This is a genomic window from Achromobacter sp. FW305-C-28, from assembly GCF_058783235.1.
Window position 1 is genome coordinate 825,818 of sequence record NZ_JBYSYL010000001.1, and the last position, 17,561, is coordinate 843,378.

At 65.9% G+C, this 17,561-nt stretch carries 19 protein-coding genes; 13 read left to right on the forward strand and 6 right to left on the reverse strand.

Annotated elements, in window-relative coordinates; genetic code table 11:
• The first annotated feature begins 59 nt into the window (after positions 1-59).
• A complete protein-coding gene (locus AC3WMR_RS03780) occupies positions 60-1,190 on the forward strand; it encodes a TIGR03364 family FAD-dependent oxidoreductase (RefSeq protein WP_175193917.1) in 1,131 nt (376 codons plus the stop codon).
• A 97-nt stretch (positions 1,191-1,287) separates the two neighbouring features.
• On the opposite strand, the gene AC3WMR_RS03785 is transcribed toward AC3WMR_RS03780, so the two are convergent.
• The 3 genes from AC3WMR_RS03785 to AC3WMR_RS03795 form a co-directional block, all read right to left on the reverse strand.
• The gene (locus tag AC3WMR_RS03785; RefSeq protein WP_492262712.1) at positions 1,288-2,436 is read right to left on the reverse strand and encodes an aromatic ring-hydroxylating oxygenase subunit alpha; all 1,149 of its coding nucleotides are present in this window, start codon (positions 2,434-2,436) and stop codon (positions 1,288-1,290) included.
• 281 nt (positions 2,437-2,717) lie between these two features.
• Entirely contained in the window at positions 2,718-3,728 is a 1,011-nt protein-coding gene (locus AC3WMR_RS03790) for an acyltransferase (protein WP_492262713.1), read from the reverse strand.
• A 178-nt stretch (positions 3,729-3,906) separates the two neighbouring features.
• Positions 3,907-4,878: a Bug family tripartite tricarboxylate transporter substrate binding protein gene (locus AC3WMR_RS03795; protein WP_175193920.1), complete on the reverse strand. Its 972-nt coding sequence runs from the start codon at positions 4,876-4,878 to the stop codon at positions 3,907-3,909.
• Positions 4,879-4,967: 89 nt separating this feature from the next.
• On the opposite strand from AC3WMR_RS03795, the gene AC3WMR_RS03800 reads away from it, so the two are divergent.
• From AC3WMR_RS03800 to AC3WMR_RS03855, 12 genes are all read left to right on the forward strand, one after another.
• On the forward strand, positions 4,968-5,822 hold the full coding sequence (locus AC3WMR_RS03800; RefSeq protein WP_492262714.1) for an IclR family transcriptional regulator: 855 nt from the start codon (positions 4,968-4,970) through the stop codon (positions 5,820-5,822).
• An 82-nt stretch (positions 5,823-5,904) separates the two neighbouring features.
• A complete protein-coding gene (locus AC3WMR_RS03805; protein ID WP_492262715.1) occupies positions 5,905-6,171 on the forward strand; it encodes an exodeoxyribonuclease VII small subunit in 267 nt (88 codons plus the stop codon).
• A gap of 7 nt (positions 6,172-6,178) precedes the next feature.
• Entirely contained in the window at positions 6,179-7,090 is a 912-nt protein-coding gene (locus AC3WMR_RS03810) for a polyprenyl synthetase family protein (RefSeq protein WP_492262716.1), read from the forward strand.
• Between the two features lie 53 nt (positions 7,091-7,143).
• Positions 7,144-9,006, forward strand: coding sequence for a 1-deoxy-D-xylulose-5-phosphate synthase (gene dxs, locus AC3WMR_RS03815; RefSeq protein WP_492262717.1), 1,863 nt, complete (start codon positions 7,144-7,146; stop codon positions 9,004-9,006).
• Positions 9,007-9,193: 187 nt separating this feature from the next.
• Entirely contained in the window at positions 9,194-9,991 is a 798-nt protein-coding gene (gene folE2, locus AC3WMR_RS03820; protein ID WP_006393713.1) for a GTP cyclohydrolase FolE2, read from the forward strand.
• Between the two features lie 8 nt (positions 9,992-9,999).
• Entirely contained in the window at positions 10,000-10,923 is a 924-nt protein-coding gene (locus AC3WMR_RS03825; RefSeq protein WP_492262718.1) for a DUF817 domain-containing protein, read from the forward strand.
• Between the two features lie 177 nt (positions 10,924-11,100).
• A complete protein-coding gene (gene rpsF, locus AC3WMR_RS03830) occupies positions 11,101-11,475 on the forward strand; it encodes a 30S ribosomal protein S6 (RefSeq protein WP_006393715.1) in 375 nt (124 codons plus the stop codon).
• Between the two features lie 50 nt (positions 11,476-11,525).
• Complete coding sequence (gene priB / locus AC3WMR_RS03835; RefSeq protein WP_492262719.1) at positions 11,526-11,849, forward strand: primosomal replication protein N; 324 nt, start codon at positions 11,526-11,528, stop codon at positions 11,847-11,849.
• A gap of 107 nt (positions 11,850-11,956) precedes the next feature.
• Complete coding sequence (gene rpsR, locus AC3WMR_RS03840) at positions 11,957-12,229, forward strand: 30S ribosomal protein S18 (protein WP_006218308.1); 273 nt, start codon at positions 11,957-11,959, stop codon at positions 12,227-12,229.
• 14 nt (positions 12,230-12,243) lie between these two features.
• Positions 12,244-12,699 (forward strand): 50S ribosomal protein L9, encoded by a 456-nt coding sequence (gene rplI, locus AC3WMR_RS03845; protein WP_025140262.1) that lies wholly within the window; start codon positions 12,244-12,246, stop codon positions 12,697-12,699.
• A 144-nt stretch (positions 12,700-12,843) separates the two neighbouring features.
• A complete protein-coding gene (locus AC3WMR_RS03850) occupies positions 12,844-13,683 on the forward strand; it encodes an RIO1 family regulatory kinase/ATPase domain-containing protein (protein ID WP_025140263.1) in 840 nt (279 codons plus the stop codon).
• The gene (locus AC3WMR_RS03855; RefSeq protein ID WP_175193926.1) at positions 13,680-15,062 is read left to right on the forward strand and encodes a replicative DNA helicase; all 1,383 of its coding nucleotides are present in this window, start codon (positions 13,680-13,682) and stop codon (positions 15,060-15,062) included. The genes AC3WMR_RS03850 and AC3WMR_RS03855 overlap by 4 nt, the downstream gene beginning before the upstream one ends.
• A gap of 66 nt (positions 15,063-15,128) precedes the next feature.
• Here the strand turns inward: AC3WMR_RS03855 and AC3WMR_RS03860 are convergent, their stop codons facing one another.
• The 3 genes from AC3WMR_RS03860 to AC3WMR_RS03870 form a co-directional block, all read right to left on the reverse strand.
• Positions 15,129-16,106, reverse strand: coding sequence for a bile acid:sodium symporter family protein (locus AC3WMR_RS03860; RefSeq protein WP_492262720.1), 978 nt, complete (start codon positions 16,104-16,106; stop codon positions 15,129-15,131).
• A gap of 86 nt (positions 16,107-16,192) precedes the next feature.
• Positions 16,193-17,173: a 4-hydroxythreonine-4-phosphate dehydrogenase PdxA gene (gene pdxA / locus AC3WMR_RS03865; protein WP_492262721.1), complete on the reverse strand. Its 981-nt coding sequence runs from the start codon at positions 17,171-17,173 to the stop codon at positions 16,193-16,195.
• 13 nt (positions 17,174-17,186) lie between these two features.
• Positions 17,187-17,495, reverse strand: coding sequence for a hypothetical protein (locus AC3WMR_RS03870; RefSeq protein ID WP_492262722.1), 309 nt, complete (start codon positions 17,493-17,495; stop codon positions 17,187-17,189).
• Positions 17,496-17,561 lie beyond the last annotated feature (66 nt).

Consider the following 17,561-nt stretch of genomic DNA (forward strand, 5'->3'; position numbering starts at 1 on the left):
GCAAGCCGGGAAGCGCCTGCGGGCGCTTCCCCCGCCAGTCTTCTCGCATTGCCATTCAGATGAAAAAATTCGACGTAATCGTGGTCGGCGCGGGCATGCTCGGCATCGCGCACGCCTGGGCGGCCGCCAAGCGCGGCCTGTCCGTGGCCGTGATCGAGCGCAGCCGCCAGGCGCACGGCGCCACCATCCGCAACTTCGGCCAGGTCATCGTGACCGGCCAGGCGCCGGGCATGATGCTGTCGCACGCCCAGCAGGCGCGCGAGCTGTGGCTGGAATTGGCCGACAAGGCGCAGTTCCATGTTCGCGCCAACGGCGCGCTGGTGCTGGCGCGCAATGCCGACGAGGCCGAGGTGCTGGACGAATTCGCCCAGACCCGCCTGCGCCAGGAAGGCTATCGCGCCGAACTGCTGTCGGGCCGCGAAGTGGCCAAGCTGTACGACGGCCAGTTGGCGCATCACTGCGCCGCGCTGCACGGTCAGGACGACCTGCAGATCTATTCGCGTGAAGCGCTGCCCGCCATCACCCGCTACCTGGCCGAATCGCTGGGGGTGCAATTCATCACCGGCACGCTGGCGCGCGCCGTCGAGCAGGGGCAGGTCGCCACCACCGCGGGCGACTTCGCGGGCTCGCACGTGTTCGTCTGCCCGGGCCACGACTACCTGACGCTGCTGCCCGAGCACTTTGCGCCGCTGAACCTGGAAGTGACGCGCCTGCAGATGCTGCGCGCCGCCTTCGAGACGCGTCCCATGGCGCTGGACCGGCCGTTGCTGACGGGGCTGTCCTGCGTGCACTACGGCGCGTTTTCCGACCTGCCGTCTGCGCTGGCGCTGCGCGACGTGATCCAGGCGCGCAGCCCCATGCTGCTGGAAAACGGCATCCACCTGCTGATCAGCCCCACGCCGCATGGCGAGCTGATCATCGGCGATTCGCATCGTTATGGCCAGGACGCGTTTCCGTTCAACGACGAGGCCGTCGACGACGCCATGCTGGACCTGGCATCGCAGGCGCTTGGTGCACGGCTGCGGGTGCTGGAACGTTGGCAGGGCGTGTATGGCACGCACGGGCCGGCGCCGTTCTCGGTGCTGCCGGTGGACACGGCCACGACGGTGGCGGTGATGCATTCGGGCGTGGGCATGACGGTGGGGCTGGCCATCGGCGAGCGCACCGTGGCGGGCGTGCTGGGACGCTGACGCGATGGCCGGGCGACGGCGCTAGCGGCCGCCCGAGACCTCGCCCCAAAAGAAAAGGCCTTGCGATCGCAAGGCCTTTTTTTCATGAAGGGGGGCGTTACAGCCGTTCTTGCATGATGCGGCGATACCACTCGTGAAAGTGCTGCATGCCGTCTTCCATCGGCGACTGGTAGGGGCCGGTTTCGTTCACGCCGCGCAGCATCAGGGCCTTGCGGCCGGCGTCCATGCGTTCGGCGATCTCGTCGTCTTCGATGGCCGTTTCCATGTAGGCCGCGCGCTGCGCCTCGACGAATTCGCGCTCGAAGGCGGCGATTTCCTCGGGGTAGTAGAACTCGACCACGTTCACGGTTTCCTGCGGGCTCTTCGGGTAGAGCGTCGACAGCACCAGCACGTGCGGATAGAGCTCGATCATGTGGGTCGGGAAATACGTAACCCAGACCGCGCCGAAATCCGGGGCGTCGCCTTCGCGGAACGACAGCAGCCGATCGTGCCATTGCTTGTACACATCGGAACCTGGCTGCGCCAGCGCGTTGTGCACGCCGACCTTCTGCAGGCTGTACCAGTCGTTGAACTCCCAGGTCAAGTCGTCGCACGTGACGAAGCGGCCCAGGCCCGGATGGAACGGGCCGACGTGGTAGTCCTCGAGATAGACCTCGATGAAGGTCTTCCAGTTGTAGTTGCACTGGTGCACTTCGACGTGGTCCAGCACGTAGTCGCCGAAATCGAACTCGGGCCGCGAGAACAGCGGCGCCATGTCGGCGGCCGGATCGCGCGGGCCTTCGAACAGCAGGCCGTGGCAATCGCGCAGGCGGAACTTCTGCAGGTTCATGCAGGGCGTCGTCTCGAACTGCGGCGCGCCCAGCAACTCACCCTGGTTGTTGTACGTCCAGCGGTGCAGCGGGCAAACGATGTTGCCGCCGGTGGCCTTCAGGTTGCCGTGCGAATTGCAGGTGCCCGTGACGTCGCCGGCCTGGCCGCCCAGCATCAATGCCTGGCGGTGGCGGCAGACATTTGAGATGAGTTCAACGCCTTGCTGGTTGCGAACCAGCACGCGCCCTCCGCTTTCCTGGGCCAACGTACGCCAATCCCCGACGTCAGGCACCAGCTTCTGGTGGCCGACGTACTGCGAGGATTGCTTGAAAATGAGTTCTTGCTCGCGGGCAAAGAGGGCTTCGTCAAAATAAGCACTGACGGGTAGCTGGGTGCGAGCTGGCACAACATGTGCCATCCGACCGATGTCGGTCATGATTCCCTCCGCTCGGATGAATATTTCCCCCCAAAAGCCGCGCCCACATCGTTGGGTTCAATGCCGGTGGGCTGGCTGCCTTTGGCTGGATGCCCCTCACAGGGGCGTCTTTCTTGGGGCGGCCCGGCGATAAAAAGCCGGCACGGCTTGAGCTTGGGGCCGCAAATTGTACCCCAACCCTTTTCCCCACGCCCGTGAAGATCGGTGAAGCTTGGTGAAGATCAGGGCACCCCGATTTGACCCTGCGCAAAAGCCGATTAACCCTTCGCGGCGTAGGTTTTTCAGACCAGTCTGCGCGTGGCCGGATGACGCCTGAGCAGCCAGCTGCTGGCGGCCGACAGCGCGAACACTGCCAGGGTCAAGAGGGGCACGGTCCAGGCGTCGTTGCGTCCGCCGGTAAAGGCGCCGGCGCGATGCGCCAAGTCCAGGAACACCGGATGGATGAGGTACACGCCGAAGGTCAAGGGCGCCAGCGCGGCCAGCCGTGGCACGCGGGGCGACGACACGATCCATTGGAACGCGGCCAGCGACATGAACGGCACGGTCAGGCTGAAGTAGTCATAGAAGTAGGTGTCGAGCGTTCGGCCATTGGACATCAGGTGCACGCCCAGGGCCGTGGCGGCCACGCTGGCGGCCAGCACCCACGCCGGGCGCGGCACCCGCATTTCACCGTCGAAGATCTGGCGTCCCGCGACGAAATAGCCCAGGTAGGGCAGGAACCAGGTCAGGAAGAAGCCGGGCTGCGCGCCCAATGCGCGTCGGTACAGGGCCTCCAGGATCGCCAGCCCCAGGATGCCCACCACCCACAGCGAGCGCGATTGCGGCGTGCTGCGCACGTACAGCGCGCGCACCAGGGGCGCGAACAGGTACAGGCCCACGATCATGTAGAGGTACCAGAGGTGGTAGTACGGCTCGCCCTGGGCAACCTTGCGGGGCCAGAATGAAAAGTCCACCCGGCCGTCGTCCCACCAGTCCAGGCCGGTGCGCCACACCAGGTAGAAGAGGGTCCAGAACACCAGCGGCGCGCAGATCCGCGCCATCCGCCGGGTGTAGAAACGGCGCGCGTCCTGCGGTTTGGATGGGTCCAGCAGGAGCGCGCCGCTGACCATCACGAACACCGGCACGCACCAGCGGGCCGCCGAATCGTACAGATTGGCGGCCAGCCAGGCGCCGTTGCCGTAGGCCGATGGTTCGCTGACGATCAGGGCGGCGCTGTGCAGCAGCACCACCGCGGCGGCGGCCAGCCAACGGGCGGCATCCAGTCGGGCGTAGCGGTCATCGGTCAGTGGCATCGAGCTCCCGGGCGTCGGTGTAACGGGGGCGGGCGCGGCGCCCGCCTTCGTTTTTCACCTTAGCAGCCGGGGTGGTGCGGGTTCTGTATCCAGGCGTTAGGGCCTGTTTTTTCAGGAAACCGCACGGGGAGTCTTGGTGCCGCGTGATTTATGGCCGCGCGACCTATTGCCGCACGACCTACTGCAGCACGATGTTGGCGTGCTTGATCAGTTGCGACACGATCGGCTGTTCGGTCTTGACCTGCTTGTCCAGCTCGGCCGCGGTGCCGGAACGCGGGTCGATGCCCATGTCCAGCAGGCGTTTGCGCACCGCTTCGTCCTTCAGCGTCTCGGCCAGCGCCGTCTGCAGCTTGTCCAGCACCGGCGCGGGCGTGCCCTTGGGGGCCACGAAGCTGAACCAGGCCGTCATGTCGAAGGCTGGGTAGCCCTGTTCGGCCAGCGTCGCCAGGTTGGGTTCGGTGGCCAGGCGGGTGGCGCTGGTGATGCCGAATACCTTGACCTTGCCGGCCTCGGCCTGCGGCATGCCGGTGGCGACCATGTCGAAGAACAGGTCCACGTCGCCGCTGATCAGGGCCGGCAGCGCCTGGGTCGCGCCCTTGAACGGCACGTGCAGGATGTCGATGCCCGCGCGTTCCTTGAACAGTTCACCTGCCAGGTGCGACGAGGTGCCGGCGCCGAACGTGGCGAAGGTCAGCTTGCCCGGGTTCTGCTTGGCGTAGGCCACGATGTCCTGGGTGCTGTTGAACGGCCGCTTGGGGCTGGACAGCAGCACCAGCGGGCCGATGCCCACCATGCCGATCGGCGCGAAGCCGTCGGGATCGTAGGGCAGTTCCTTATACAGATAGCGGTTGGTCACCAGGGTGGAATTGGTGGCCATCAGGATGGTGTAGCCGTCCGGCTGTTCGCGCGACACGAAGGCGGCGCCGATCGAGGTGCCGGCGCCGGCCTTGTTCTCGACGATCATCGGCTGGCCCAGCGTCTTGGCCATGCGCTCGGCCAGCACGCGGGTCAGCACGTCGGTGGCGCCGCCGGCCGGGAAGGGCGACACGACCTTGATGGGACGCGACGGATAGGTGTCGGCCTGGGCGCTGCCCAGGGCGGCCACGCCGAGCAGCAGGGCGGCCAGGAATTTGTAGCGTTTGCGAATCATGTTTTCCCCTTGAAATCTGGATTAATATTCCGTATATTGGAATTTAGTTTTGGCATTCGAAATAAACTATAAAAACGAAGCGAATAGAAATGCAATCTTTTTCTGACCCCAAGCGCATTCCCCATCCCGCTGCCAAGCCCGACCAGAAGCTGGAGTTGAGCGCCCCCGCCCGTCGCAAGCGGGCCGGCGCCGTGGGCGAAGGGCCCGTGTCGCCCGACTTCATCACCGCGCTGGCGCGCGGCCTGGAAGTCCTGCGCTGCTTTCGGCCCGGCGTGGCCGCGCTGGGCAACCTGGACCTGGCGCGGCTGACCGGCCTGCCCAAGCCCACCATCAGCCGCATCACCTACACCCTCACCGAGCTGGGCTACCTGCGCTACCACCCGGACACCGGCAAGTATTCGCCGGGCTATGGCGTGCTGGCGCTGGGCTTTGGCCTCTTGGCCGGGCTGGAAGTACGCGAACTGGCCAAGGCGTCGATGACCGACCTGGCGCGAGAAACAGGCGGCGCGGTGGCGTTGGGCGCGTTCGACGGCGACGCCATGACCTACGTCGAGGCCATCCACGGCTCGTCCGCCCTGTATCTGCGGCTGCCGGTGGGCTACCGCGCCAGCCTGGACAGCGCCATGGGCCGGGCCTACCTGGCCAGCCTGCCGCCCGCTGCCTGCGCCGACGTGCTGGATCGCCTGGGCGCGGCCGCCCCCGCGGCGGCCGCGATCGAACGCGCGCGCATCGAACTGGCCGACACCGGCTGCTGCTTCGCCATTGGCGAGTGGCAGTCCGGCATCAACGCCGTCGCCGTGCCATTCACATCCGTCACGGGCGAAGGCGTGTTCGTCATGAGTTGCGGCGGCCCCGCGGGCCTCTTGCCCGAAGCCGGTCTGCGCACGCAGGTGGCGTCTGCGCTGCGGGCCGCCATCGCGGGGCTCGCGGGCTCGTCGGGTTGAGTCAGGCGGTGCGTCGGGGCGCGGTCCTGGTATCTCGTACAATTCACGGATTGATCCACCCCTAGCGCCCTCGGAGACCCGTTTGGCCAAACCCACACAAGCCGATCCGCAGACCGGCGACCGTCCCTTGCCCCAGGATTTCGAAACGGCCCTGGCCGAACTGGAATCGCTGGTCGCGGCCATGGAAGACGGCTCGTTGCCGCTTGAGCAATCGCTGGCTGCCTACCGGCGCGGCGTAGCGCTGACGCGGGTCTGCCAGGACCGCTTGGCCCAGGCTGAACAGCAGGTGAAGGTCCTGGAAGGCGATTTGCTGCGCCCCCTGGACCCGGCGGCGCTGGATGACGAATAAGAATCGGATGAAGCAAACTCAACTCGCTTTTCCCGAGTGGTTGCAGGGTCGTGTGCGGCACATCGAAGACGTGCTCGACGATCTGCTGCCGCCCGCCGACGCCATGCCCGCCCGCCTGCACGAAGCCATGCGCTACGCCGTCCTGGGCGGCGGCAAGCGGGTGCGCGCCGCGCTGGTCTACGCGGCAGGCCAGGCCTGCCCCGTCAGCGGCAGCGTGTTGGCCGTCGAGGCGTCGCTGGACCGCGCCGCGGCCGCGGTCGAGCTGATCCACGCCTATTCCCTGGTGCACGACGACCTGCCCTGCATGGATGACGACATCCTGCGCCGCGGTCGCCCCACCACCCATGTGCAATTCGACGAAGCCACCGCCATGCTGGCCGGCGACGCCTTGCAGCCCCTGGCCTTCGACCTGCTGGCGTCCATGCCGATCGCGCCCGCGCTGATCGTGCAGGCGACTCAGTCGCTGGCGCGCGCCGCGGGCAGCCAGGGCATGGCCGGCGGCCAGGCCATTGACCTCTTCAGCGTCGGCCGCGCGCTCTCGCGCGACGAACTGCAGACCATGCACGGCCTGAAGACCGGCGCCTTGCTTGCCTGCAGCGTGGCGCTGGGCGGTATCGTGGCGGGCGCCAGCTCGGCCTCGCGCCAGGCGCTGGACGTCTATGCGCAAGCCATGGGCCTGGCCTTCCAGGTGGTGGACGACATTCTTGACGTCACCGCCGATTCCGCCAGCCTGGGCAAGACCCCGGGCAAGGACGCAGCCGAAAACAAGCCCACCTACGTGTCGCTGCTGGGCCTGGACGAGGCCCGCGCCTTCGCTGGCGAACTGCGCGAAACCGCGCTGGCCGCGCTCGAACCGCTGGGCGATGCCGGCACGCGCCTGGCCCAGCTGGCAGATTTCATCGTCCTTCGAGACCGCTGAACCGTGATCCGTCCGGGCTGGCTGCAGGCCGGGCAAACGAACCCCATACAAGCATGACGACAGATTTATTGGACCGCATTCAATCCCCGGCAGACCTCAAGCGCCTGGATCGTCGCGAGCTCAAGCGGCTGGCCGACGAGTTGCGCGGCTTCGTGCTGGAGTCGGTCTCCAAGACCGGCGGCCACCTGTCGTCGAACCTGGGCACCGTGGAACTCACGCTGGCGCTGCACCAGGTCTTCGACACGCCGCATGACCGCATCGTCTGGGACGTGGGCCACCAGTCCTACCCGCACAAGATCCTGACCGGCCGCCGCGGCGGCATGGCCAAGCTGCGCCAGCAGGGCGGCATCTCGGGCTTTCCCAAGCGCAGCGAATCCGAGTACGACGCCTTCGGTACCGCGCACTCGTCCACCTCGATCTCGGCGGCGCTGGGCATGGCGGTGGCCTCGCGCAATGCGGGCGTCCAGCGCCAGCACATCGCCGTGATCGGCGACGGCGCCATGTCGGCAGGCATGGCCTTCGAAGCCATGAACAACGCTGGCGTCACCCCCAACATCAACCTGCTGGTGATCCTGAACGACAACGACATGTCGATCTCGCCGCCGGTGGGGGCGCTGAACCGCTACCTGGCCCGCCTGATGTCCGGTCGCTTCTACGCGGCCGCCAAGAACGTCGGCCGCGCCGTGCTGCAACACGTGCCGCCCGTGCTGGAACTGGCGCGGCGCTTCGAAGAGCACGCCAAAGGCATGGTCACGCCGGCCACGCTGTTCGAGGAATTCGGCTTCAACTACGTCGGCCCCATCGATGGCCACGACCTGGATGCGCTGGTCCCCACGCTGCAGAACCTGAAAGCGCTGCAAGGCTTGCAGTTCCTGCACGTGGTCACCAAGAAAGGGCAGGGCTACAAGCTTGCCGAAGCCGATCCGGTGCTGTATCACGGTCCGGGCAAGTTCGATCCTGCCGTCGGTATCCAGCAGTCGAAGGCGCCGGGCAAGCGCACGTTCACCCAGGTGTTCGGCACCTGGCTGTGCGACATGGCCGAACAGGACTCCCGCCTGGTCGCCGTCACCCCCGCCATGCGCGAGGGCAGCGGCCTGGTCGAATTCGAAAAGCGCTTCCCCTTGCGCTACTTCGATGTCGGCATCGCCGAGCAGCATGCCGTGACCTTCGCCGCCGGCATCGCCTGCGAAGCGCAAAAGCCCGTGGTGGCCATCTATTCCACGTTCATGCAGCGCGGCTACGACCAGTTCATCCATGACGTGGCGCTGCAGAACCTGGACGTCACGTTCGCGCTGGACCGCGCCGGCATCGTCGGCGCCGACGGCGCCACCCATGCGGGCAACTACGACACGGCCTTCCTGCGCTGCGTGCCCAACATGGTGGTCGCGACCCCGTCCGACGAGGCCGAGACCCGCTTGTTGCTGTCCACCTGTTATCAGTATCCCGGCCCGGCGTCGGTGCGCTATCCGCGTGGCGCGGGTTGCGGCGCTACTGAGGCGCCTGGCCTGGATGCGGTCGAGGTCGGCCGCGGCGTGGTGCGCCGCGAAGGCCGCAAGATCGCCATCCTGGGTTTCGGCACCCTGGTGCAGCCTGCGCTGGCCGCCGCCGAAAAGCTGGATGCCACGGTGGCCGACATGCGCTTCGTCAAGCCCATCGACCGCGCCCTGATCCTGGACCTGGCCAGCCGCCACGACGCGCTGGTCACGATCGAAGACGCCTCGGTCATGGGCGGGGCCGGCAGCGCCGTGCTCGAAGTGCTCAGCGCCGAAGGCGTGCTGGTTCCTGTCCTGCAACTGGGCTTCCCGGACGAATTCATCGACCACGGCGACCAGATGGCGCTCCTGGCCGGTATCGGCCTGGATGCCGCGGGCATCGAGCAATCGATCCGCACCCGTTACGCCGCGCTGTTGGGCTGACGTCTGTCGGGCGGGCCCACGCCGTATTTGGCCCGCCTGGCGAAACAGTGTGTTCCGGCCCCGTCAGCCTACGAATGAAAGGGTTTTCCCTGGCGCTCGTTGGACTTTGGGCGATAATGGGCCCCTCTTAAAGATTCCTGGGTCTGCGTGCCTACGCCACGCTCGTCGCCCAGACAGGTAAGCCGAAATGAATTCTCCGATCGACCCCGCCATTGTGATGCCCGACGTCCAGAGCTCGGCGGATACGCGGCACATCCCGATCCAGCGCGTGGGCATCCGTGGCGTGCGCCACCCCATGCTCATCGAGAACGCCGACGGTTCGCCCCAGGGCACCGTGGCCAACTGGACCCTGACGGTGGCGCTGCCCCCCGAAGAAAAAGGGACGCACATGTCCCGCTTCGTGGCCTTGCTCGAAAAGTACCGCAGCACCCCCATGACGCCGACGCTGTTCCGCGCCATGGCCGCCGACATGCTGCCGCTGCTGCACGCCGAACGTGGCGACATCACGGCCGCTTTCCCGTACTTCATCAACAAGTCCGCCCCGATCTCCGGCGTGCAAAGCCTGCTGGACTACGAAGTCCAGTGGATCGCCCGCGCCCAGGGCGACCAGGTCGAATTCGAACTGGTCGTGCAGGTGCCGGTGACCAGCCTGTGCCCGTGTTCCAAGGCCATTTCCGAGTACGGCGCGCACAACCAGCGCTCGCACGTCACGGTCTCGGCCATCCTGGAATCCGACATCAGCATGGACGGCGTCATCCGCCTGATCGAAGACGAAGGCTCGTGTGAGCTCTGGGGCCTGCTCAAGCGCCCCGACGAGAAATACGTCACCGAGCGCGCCTACGACAACCCCAAGTTCGTCGAAGACCTGGTGCGCGACGTGGCGGCTCGCCTGAACGCCCACCCGGGCATCGCCCGCTACCGCGTCGAGGCCGAGAACTTCGAATCGATCCATAACCACTCGGCCTACGCCGTCGTGGAAGGCTGAGCCCTGCTGTGAGTCATCCGGCGGCCACCGACTGGCCGCTCATCGCGAGACTGGCGGATTGGGAAGCGCGGCTGGCCGGACACCTGGCCGGCCGCGGCCGTTTTGGCCTGGCCCTTTATGAGTTCTTTCGCTTCGGCGTGAAGCAGGCGTGGGCCTGCCTGTTCGGCGGCCTGATGTGCGCCTTGCTGCTGGCCACGCACTGGTGGTATCCGCAGAACGCCTGGCTCGCCCGCTACGATTTCCTGACGCTGGCCGCGCTGGGCATCCAGGCGGCGCTGCTGGCCCTGCGCATGGAAACCTGGGGCGAGGCCAAGGTCATCCTGATGTTCCATGTGGTGGGCACCGGCATGGAACTGTTCAAGACGGCGGCGGGGTCCTGGATCTACCCCGAGGCCAGCGTGCTGCGCATCGGCGGCGTGCCGCTATTCACCGGTTTCATGTACGCGGCGGTCGGCAGCTACCTGGCCCGCGTCTGGCGCCTGTTCGACTTTCGCTTCCGGGCCCATCCGCCGCTGGCCGCCACGGCGGCGCTGTCGGTGCTGATCTATGTGAATTTCTTCTCGCACCATTTTGTCCCTGATTTTCGGCTGGCGCTGTTCGGCCTGACCGCGGTGCTGTTCGCGCGCACGTGGGTGTATTTCCGCATCTGGCGCGACTACCGGCGCATGCCCCTGTTGCTGGGCTTCGTGCTGGTGGCGCTGTTCATCTGGTTCGCCGAGAACATCGGCACCTTCGCCAATGCCTGGCGTTATCCCAGCCAGGCCCAGGTCTGGCAGATGGTGTCGATGGCCAAGCTGGGTTCGTGGTTCCTGCTCATGATCATCAGCTACGTGATGGTCAGCTTCGTCAGCCGGCCCCAGCCCATCGGCGTTGCGGATGCGCCGCAAGGGGTGGGGCAGAGCGGTCCGAGTAACACGTCCCCTATTTCTTGAGCCTTGCGCGGCTTGCATCGGCAGGCCCGATCGGTGATAATCGAGAGCTTTCTTGCTCGACCACCCATGCTTTTTGGGTAGCGGGCTGCCCCTTGCAAGCCAAGTCTGAAGCAAAAGACCAGTGATAGAGAAAGCACTGGAAAACGGCGTGCAAGACATCCTCAAGGAGTTTTACTCATGCGTCACTACGAAGTAGTGTTTATCGTTCACCCCGACCAAAGCGAGCAAGTGCCCGCCATGGTCGAGCGTTACCAAGCGCTGGTCACGGGCCAAGGCGGCTCGGTTCACCGCCTGGAAGACTGGGGTCGCCGTCAACTGGCCTACCCGATCCAGAAGCTCGTCAAGGCTCACTACGTCTGCCTGAACATCGAGTGCGGCCAAGCCACGCTGGATGAGCTGGAACACTCGTTCCGCTACAACGACGCCGTTCTGCGCCACCTGGTCATCAAGACCAAGAAGGCCCAGACCACGCCCTCGATCATGATGAAGTCGGTCGAGCGTGAAGAAGCCCGCAAGGCTTCGGCGGAAGCTGTCGCGGCTCAGGCCGAGTAAGCAGGGCTCACGCAGAGCCCACCCATGAAGTCCCCTTGGTGCCTGGCAGGATGAACAAGCTGGAACTCAGCGCCCGCGTTCTCGAATGCGAGCCTTTGCGCCACACTCCCGCCGGCCTGCCCGCACTGGAAATGGTGCTGGCGCACGAATCCGAGGTCATCGAAGCCGGCCATCCGCGCCGTGTGGAACTGACGATCTCGGCCGTGGCACTGGGCGATCTGGCGTTGCTGTTGAAAGGAACGACGCTGGGGTCCGAATTGCAGGTGCAGGGGTTTCTGGCCCCCGTCCGCAAGGACTCGGTGAAGTTCAAGCTGCATCTGCAGCAGGCACGCAAGATCAGCGGCAGCGCAGGACGCGATCCGCTGGTGGCTTGACGGGAAAGGGCAACGGGCGCGAGAGCGCCTTCTGAATACGGATAGGTTATGGGGAATCGGGCCCGAAAAGGGCTGAACCGGTCCCCTCAAACATAGAGGCACATATCATGGCTTTCTTCGGAAAACGCAAAGAAAAACGCAAATTCACGCAGCAGAACCCGCTCTTCAAGCGTCGTAAGTTCTGCCGCTTCACCGCAGCCGGCGTCGAAGAGATCGACTACAAGGATCTGGACACCCTGCGCGACTTCGTGCAAGAAAACGGCAAGATCATCCCGGCTCGCCTGACCGGCACCAAGGCAATCTACCAGCGCCAGCTGGACACCGCCATCAAGCGCGCGCGCTTCCTGGCCCTGTTGCCTTACACCGACAACCACAACTAATCCGGGGCACTGAAATGCAAGTTATTCTGCTCGAAAAAGTCGTCAACCTGGGCAACCTCGGCGAAGTCGTTCGCGTGCGTGATGGCTACGCCCGCAACTTCCTGATTCCCCAGAAGAAGGCCCGTCGCGCAACCGACGCCGCCCTGAAGGAATTCGAAGCTCGCCGCGCTGAGCTGGAAAAGGTCCAGGCCGAGAAGCTGGCCGCTGCCCAAGCCCTGGGCGAGCGCGTCAACGGCTTCCAGCTGAAGATCGCCCAGAAGGCCGGCGTCGACGGTCGCCTGTTCGGCTCGGTCACCAACGCCGACATCGCCGAAGGTCTGAAGAAGGCCGGTTTCGAAGGCATCGAGAAGGCGCAAGTGCGTCTGCCCAATGGCCAGCTGAAGGCCGTCGGCGAATTCCCGGTCCAGGTCGCCCTGCACGCCGACGTCGTTGTCGACGTCACCGTGCTGATCGAAGGCGAACTGTCCTGATCCGGACTTCGCGGTAAAAAAAGCCGGCCCGCGTGCCGGCTTTTTTTTCTTTTTGCCATGCTTTTACCGCCTTTGCCCGTGGACATTTGCGTGTAGTCTTTCGGGCTGCGCGCCTGTCGCACGCTGTTTTGTACAGAGGACCTTTTGACCCAGCCGCCCGTCCACCACAATGCGCCTGCCGGATTGCGCGCCTGGCTCGACAGCCTGAACGCCGAGACCGAGCCGTCAGTGCGGGATGCGACCATCGATGGGGTGCGCTGCATCATCAAACGCCGCCGCCCCAGCTTTGCGCGAGGTGTCAGCTATGCGTTGCGCTATGTGCGGGCGCTGTTTCTGGGCGTGGGCTGCAAGCTGTTCCTGGGCGAATTTCCGCGTCCTGGCGTGCTGCTGCGCAATGGCCTGGAGCACGAGGCGCGGCGCCTGCAGCAGTTGCTGCAGGCCGGTTGCCGCGTGCCTGAAGTGTGGTGGCAGGAACAGGGCCTGCTCGTCCTGGAATTCGTGGGCGAAGACCTGGCCGACCTGATCCGCAACGAAGACACCACCTCGCGCCTGTGGCTGGCCCGCGCGGCCGCGGCCGACCTGGCTGCCTTCCATGCCCGCGGGCTGTGGCACGGTGGTGCCCAGATCCGCAACATCACTTTGCAGGACGGTGAACTGTGGCGCATCGATTTCGAAGAGAACATCGGCTCGACGCTGTCGCGTCCGCTGGCCCAGGCCTATGACCTCTTCCAGATGCTGGCTTCGCTGGCGTCTTTGCGTAAATTGCCCGACGACGTGGGCCGCACGCTGGGTAAACTGGCGCTCGAGGTCTACTTCGAATGCAACCCCGACCCCGAAGTCAAGGCGCGCCTGCGCCGCCTGACCCGGGTGCTGACTTTCATCGCCACGCCCCTGCGCCCCCTGCTGGGCCGCCTGCCGTCGCGCGATGTGCAGGGATTTTTCCGCGTCGCGGATATCCTGCAGCCGTTACTATTGAAGCCATGAATACACCCGCCGATCCCCAGCTCGAATACCTGCGCGTTCCCCCTCATTCCATCGAGGCGGAGCAGTCGGTCCTGGGCGGCCTGCTGCTCGACAATTCGGCCTGGGACCGCATCGCCGACGTGCTGGTCGAAGAAGACTTCTACCGCCACGACCACCGGCTGATCTGGCACCACATTGCCCGCCTGATCGGGCTGGCGCGCCCGGCCGACGTCATCACGGTCAATGAATCGCTGATCAGCGCCGGCAAGGCCGAAGACGCCGGCGGTCTGGCCTACCTGAATGCTCTGGCGCACAACACGCCGTCGGCCGCCAACATCCGCCGCTACGGCGAGATCGTGCGCGAGCGCGCCATGCTGCGCAAGCTGGTGTCCATCGCCGACGAAATCTCATCGGCCGCACTCAACCCGCAGGGCAAGGAAGCGCGCCAACTGCTGGACGAGGCCGAGTCCAAGGTGTTCCAGATCGCCCAGGAAGGCGCACGTGGCGCCGCCGGCTTCCAGGAAATCCAGCCGCTGCTCACGCAGGTGGTCGAGCGCATCGACGAGCTCTACCACCGCGAAGGCAGCTCCGACGTCACCGGCGTGCCCACGGGCTTCACCGACCTGGACAAGATGACCTCGGGCATGCAGGGCGGCGACCTGATCATCGTGGCCGGCCGCCCGTCCATGGGCAAGACCTCGTTCTCGATGAACATCGGCGAACACGTGGCCATCGAGCAGGGTCTGCCGGTAGCCGTGTTCTCCATGGAAATGGGCGCCGTGCAGCTGGCCATGCGTATGCTGGGTTCGGTTGGCCTGCTCGACCAGCACCGCATGCGGACCGGCAAGCTCATCGCCGAAGACTGGCCGCGAGTGACCCACGCCGTGCAGCTCATGCAGGACGCGCAGGTCTACATCGACGAAACTCCCGCGCTCAGCCCGATGGAAGTGCGTGCGCGCACCCGCCGCCTGGCGCGTCAGTGCGGCCAGCTAGGCCTGATCATCATCGACTACCTGCAGCTGATGTCGGGTAACGGTTCGGGCGAAAACCGCGCCACCGAAGTGTCGGAAATCAGCCGTTCGCTCAAGGGTCTGGCCAAAGAGCTGAACTGCCCGCTGATCGCGCTGTCGCAGCTGAACCGAAGCCTGGAACAGCGTCCCAACAAGCGTCCCGTGATGAGCGACCTGCGCGAATCCGGCGCTATCGAACAGGATGCCGACGTGATCCTGTTCATCTACCGCGACGAGGTCTACAACCCCGATTCGCCGGACAAGGGCACGGCCGAGATCATCATCGGCAAGCAGCGTAACGGCCCGATCGGCACGGTGCGCCTGACCTTCCAGGGCTCCAGCACGCGCTTCCTGAACTTCTCGGGCGCGCAGCCCAAGGACATGTACTGATCGCCGTCGCTTCGGCCAATAAAAAAACCGCGCCTGGGCGCGGTTTTTCATTGGGCAGCCGGAATTTCACTCTTCCGATTCGGGCCGCTTGCCGTAGCGCGCGGCAAGCACGCCGCAGACCATCAGCTGGATCTGGTGGAACAGCATCAGGGGCAGCACGATGGCGCCCACGGCGTGGCCAGCGAACAGCACCTGTGCCATGGGGATGCCGCTGGCCAGGCTTTTCTTGGAACCACAGAAGAGCAGGGTGATGCGGTCGGCTACGTTGAAGCCCAGCACCTTGCCCGCCAGTGCCGACAGGCCCAGCGCCAGCGCCAGGATCACGGCGCAGCAGACCACCAGGCCCAGGAGGGCGGGGATCGGCGTCGAGCTCCACAGGCCCTCGTTGATGGCTTCCGAGAACGCGGTGTAGACCACCAGCAGGATCGAACCCTGGTCCACGAACTTCAGCATCGCCTTGCGCTTGTGCACCCAGGCGCCGATCCAGCGGCGGGCGAACTGGCCCAGCACGAAGGGCAGCAGCAGCTGCAGCATGATCTTGCCGACGGCGTCGAACGAGATCGGCGCGCTGCCGGCGTTGGCCACCACCGTACCCACCAGCAGCGGCGTCAGGAAAATACCCAGCAGGCTGGAGGCCGAGGCGCTGCAGACGGCCGCGGGCACGTTGCCGCGCGCCATCGAGGTGAAGGCAATGGCCGACTGCACCGTGGCGGGCAGGCAGCACAGGAACAGGATGCCCAGGTAGAGCTCGGGCGTCACCAGCGGTTCCAGCACGGGCTTGAGCGCCAGGCCCAGCAGCGGGAACATCAGGAAGGTGGCCGAGAAGATGGTGAGGTGCAGCTTCCAGTGGGTCAGGCCGGCGATGATGGCCTCGCGCGACAGGCGCGCGCCGTGCAGGAAGAACAGCAGGCCGACCGCAACGTTGGTGATCCAGCCGAACACCACCACGCCCTGGCCGTGGGCGGGGACGATGCTGGCGATGATGACGGTGCAGATCAGGTAGAGGGTGAAGCGGTCGGGCAGGAGACGGGCAAGGCGTGACATTGGAGGTAGGGGTAGAACGGAAAGCGGCGGCGCACGGCAGGCGCCGGAATCGGGGCGTATTGTAGACCCGGGTCGCGCGGGCAGGCTCAGGGCGTCATGGCCAAGGCCAGGTCGAAGGCCGCCACCAGCGAGGCCTGGTCCGCGACCCCTTTGCCAGCGATGTCGAACGCGGTGCCGTGGTCGACGCTGGTGCGCACGAACGGCAGGCCCACCGTGACGTTGACGCCGTGGTCCAGTCCCAGGTACTTCACCGGGATCAGGCCCTGGTCGTGGTACTGAGCCACTACGATGTCGAATTCGCCGCGGCGCGCGCGCATGAAGACCGTGTCCCCGGGCCAGGGGCCGCTGGCGTCGATGCCTTCGTCGCGCGCCTGGCGGATGGCCGGTTCGATGATGTCCAGGTCTTCGCGGCCGAACTTGCCGCCTTCGCCGGCGTGCGGGTTCAAGCCGGCCACTGCCACGCGCGGCTGCGCGATGCCCATCTGGCGGCAGGCGTGATCGGCCAGCCGCATGGCGGTCAGTTCCGCCAGCGGCGTGATGCGCGCCATGACGTCGGCCAGGGCCACGTGGATGGTCACCAGCAGCACGCGCAGTTCATCGTTGGCGAGCATCATGGCGAAATCCTGCGTGGCCGAGCGCTCGGCCAGGATTTCGGTGTGGCCGGGATAGTCGATGCCGCCTTCGTGCATGGACTTCTTGTTCAGCGGCGCCGTCACGATGGCGCGGATGCGGCCGGCCTGGGCGTCGTCGATGGCGGCGCAGACGTAATCGTAGGCGGCGCGTCCGGCTGCCGCGTTGACCTGGCCGTAGGGCAGGTCGGGCGGCAGGGCGGGGCCGCAGGCAATGACTTCGATCTGGCCGGCGTCGCCCGTCGCCAGGCCGGCATGGGCGATCTCGACGATGTCCAGGCGCGCGCCCAGCAGTGCGGCGGCGCGCCGGAGCGCGCCCACATCACCGTAGACGACACAGGGGGCATTCAAACCCTGGGCACAGGCCTTGACGACGATTTCGGGGCCGATGCCGGCGGCATCCCCCATGGTGATTCCCACGGGCGGCGGAGTCTTCACGATGGTTCCTGGCTTATTGCTTGTCGGTCTTGGGCGGATCGATCGCGCCGCATTCGAAATTGACCGTGGCACGCTTGGAGCCCAGGCCCGTCGCGTGGTTGGACGTGACGGCGGGCTTTTGCAGCTTGCGGCCGATGGACTGGCAGTACTGATCGGCGCGTTGCAGCGCCTGGTTCTTGATCTCGACCCAGGTCAGCAGCTGCGTGCCTGAACTGTACGTGACGCTGTAGCTATTCTTGCCGGTGGACGTCACTTCGCTCATGCTGGAGCAGGCGGCCAGCAGGATGAGCAGGGCGGAAGCGGAGGCAAGGCGTGCAAGCATGGGAGATCCGTAAGGGGTGATAAACGACATTACAGCATTATGCCGCCCCGGCCGTCCCTGCGGGTA

Bases quoted from the DNA above. Each gene is read 5' to 3' on its own strand.
- AC3WMR_RS03780 (WP_175193917.1), top strand. From the start codon at position 60: ATGAAAAAATTCGACGTAATCGTGGTCGGCGCGGGCATGCTCGGCATC.
- AC3WMR_RS03785 (WP_492262712.1), bottom strand. From the start codon at position 2,436: ATGACCGACATCGGTCGGATGGCACATGTTGTGCCAGCTCGCACCCAG.
- AC3WMR_RS03790 (WP_492262713.1), bottom strand. From the start codon at position 3,728: ATGCCACTGACCGATGACCGCTACGCCCGACTGGATGCCGCCCGTTGG.
- AC3WMR_RS03795 (WP_175193920.1), bottom strand. From the start codon at position 4,878: ATGATTCGCAAACGCTACAAATTCCTGGCCGCCCTGCTGCTCGGCGTG.
- AC3WMR_RS03800 (WP_492262714.1), top strand. From the start codon at position 4,968: ATGCAATCTTTTTCTGACCCCAAGCGCATTCCCCATCCCGCTGCCAAG.
- AC3WMR_RS03810 (WP_492262716.1), top strand. From the start codon at position 6,179: ATGAAGCAAACTCAACTCGCTTTTCCCGAGTGGTTGCAGGGTCGTGTG.
- dxs (WP_492262717.1), top strand. From the start codon at position 7,144: ATGACGACAGATTTATTGGACCGCATTCAATCCCCGGCAGACCTCAAG.
- folE2 (WP_006393713.1), top strand. From the start codon at position 9,194: ATGAATTCTCCGATCGACCCCGCCATTGTGATGCCCGACGTCCAGAGC.
- rpsF (WP_006393715.1), top strand. From the start codon at position 11,101: ATGCGTCACTACGAAGTAGTGTTTATCGTTCACCCCGACCAAAGCGAG.
- priB (WP_492262719.1), top strand. From the start codon at position 11,526: ATGAACAAGCTGGAACTCAGCGCCCGCGTTCTCGAATGCGAGCCTTTG.
- rpsR (WP_006218308.1), top strand. From the start codon at position 11,957: ATGGCTTTCTTCGGAAAACGCAAAGAAAAACGCAAATTCACGCAGCAG.
- rplI (WP_025140262.1), top strand. From the start codon at position 12,244: ATGCAAGTTATTCTGCTCGAAAAAGTCGTCAACCTGGGCAACCTCGGC.
- AC3WMR_RS03855 (WP_175193926.1), top strand. From the start codon at position 13,680: ATGAATACACCCGCCGATCCCCAGCTCGAATACCTGCGCGTTCCCCCT.
- AC3WMR_RS03860 (WP_492262720.1), bottom strand. From the start codon at position 16,106: ATGTCACGCCTTGCCCGTCTCCTGCCCGACCGCTTCACCCTCTACCTG.
- AC3WMR_RS03870 (WP_492262722.1), bottom strand. From the start codon at position 17,495: ATGCTTGCACGCCTTGCCTCCGCTTCCGCCCTGCTCATCCTGCTGGCC.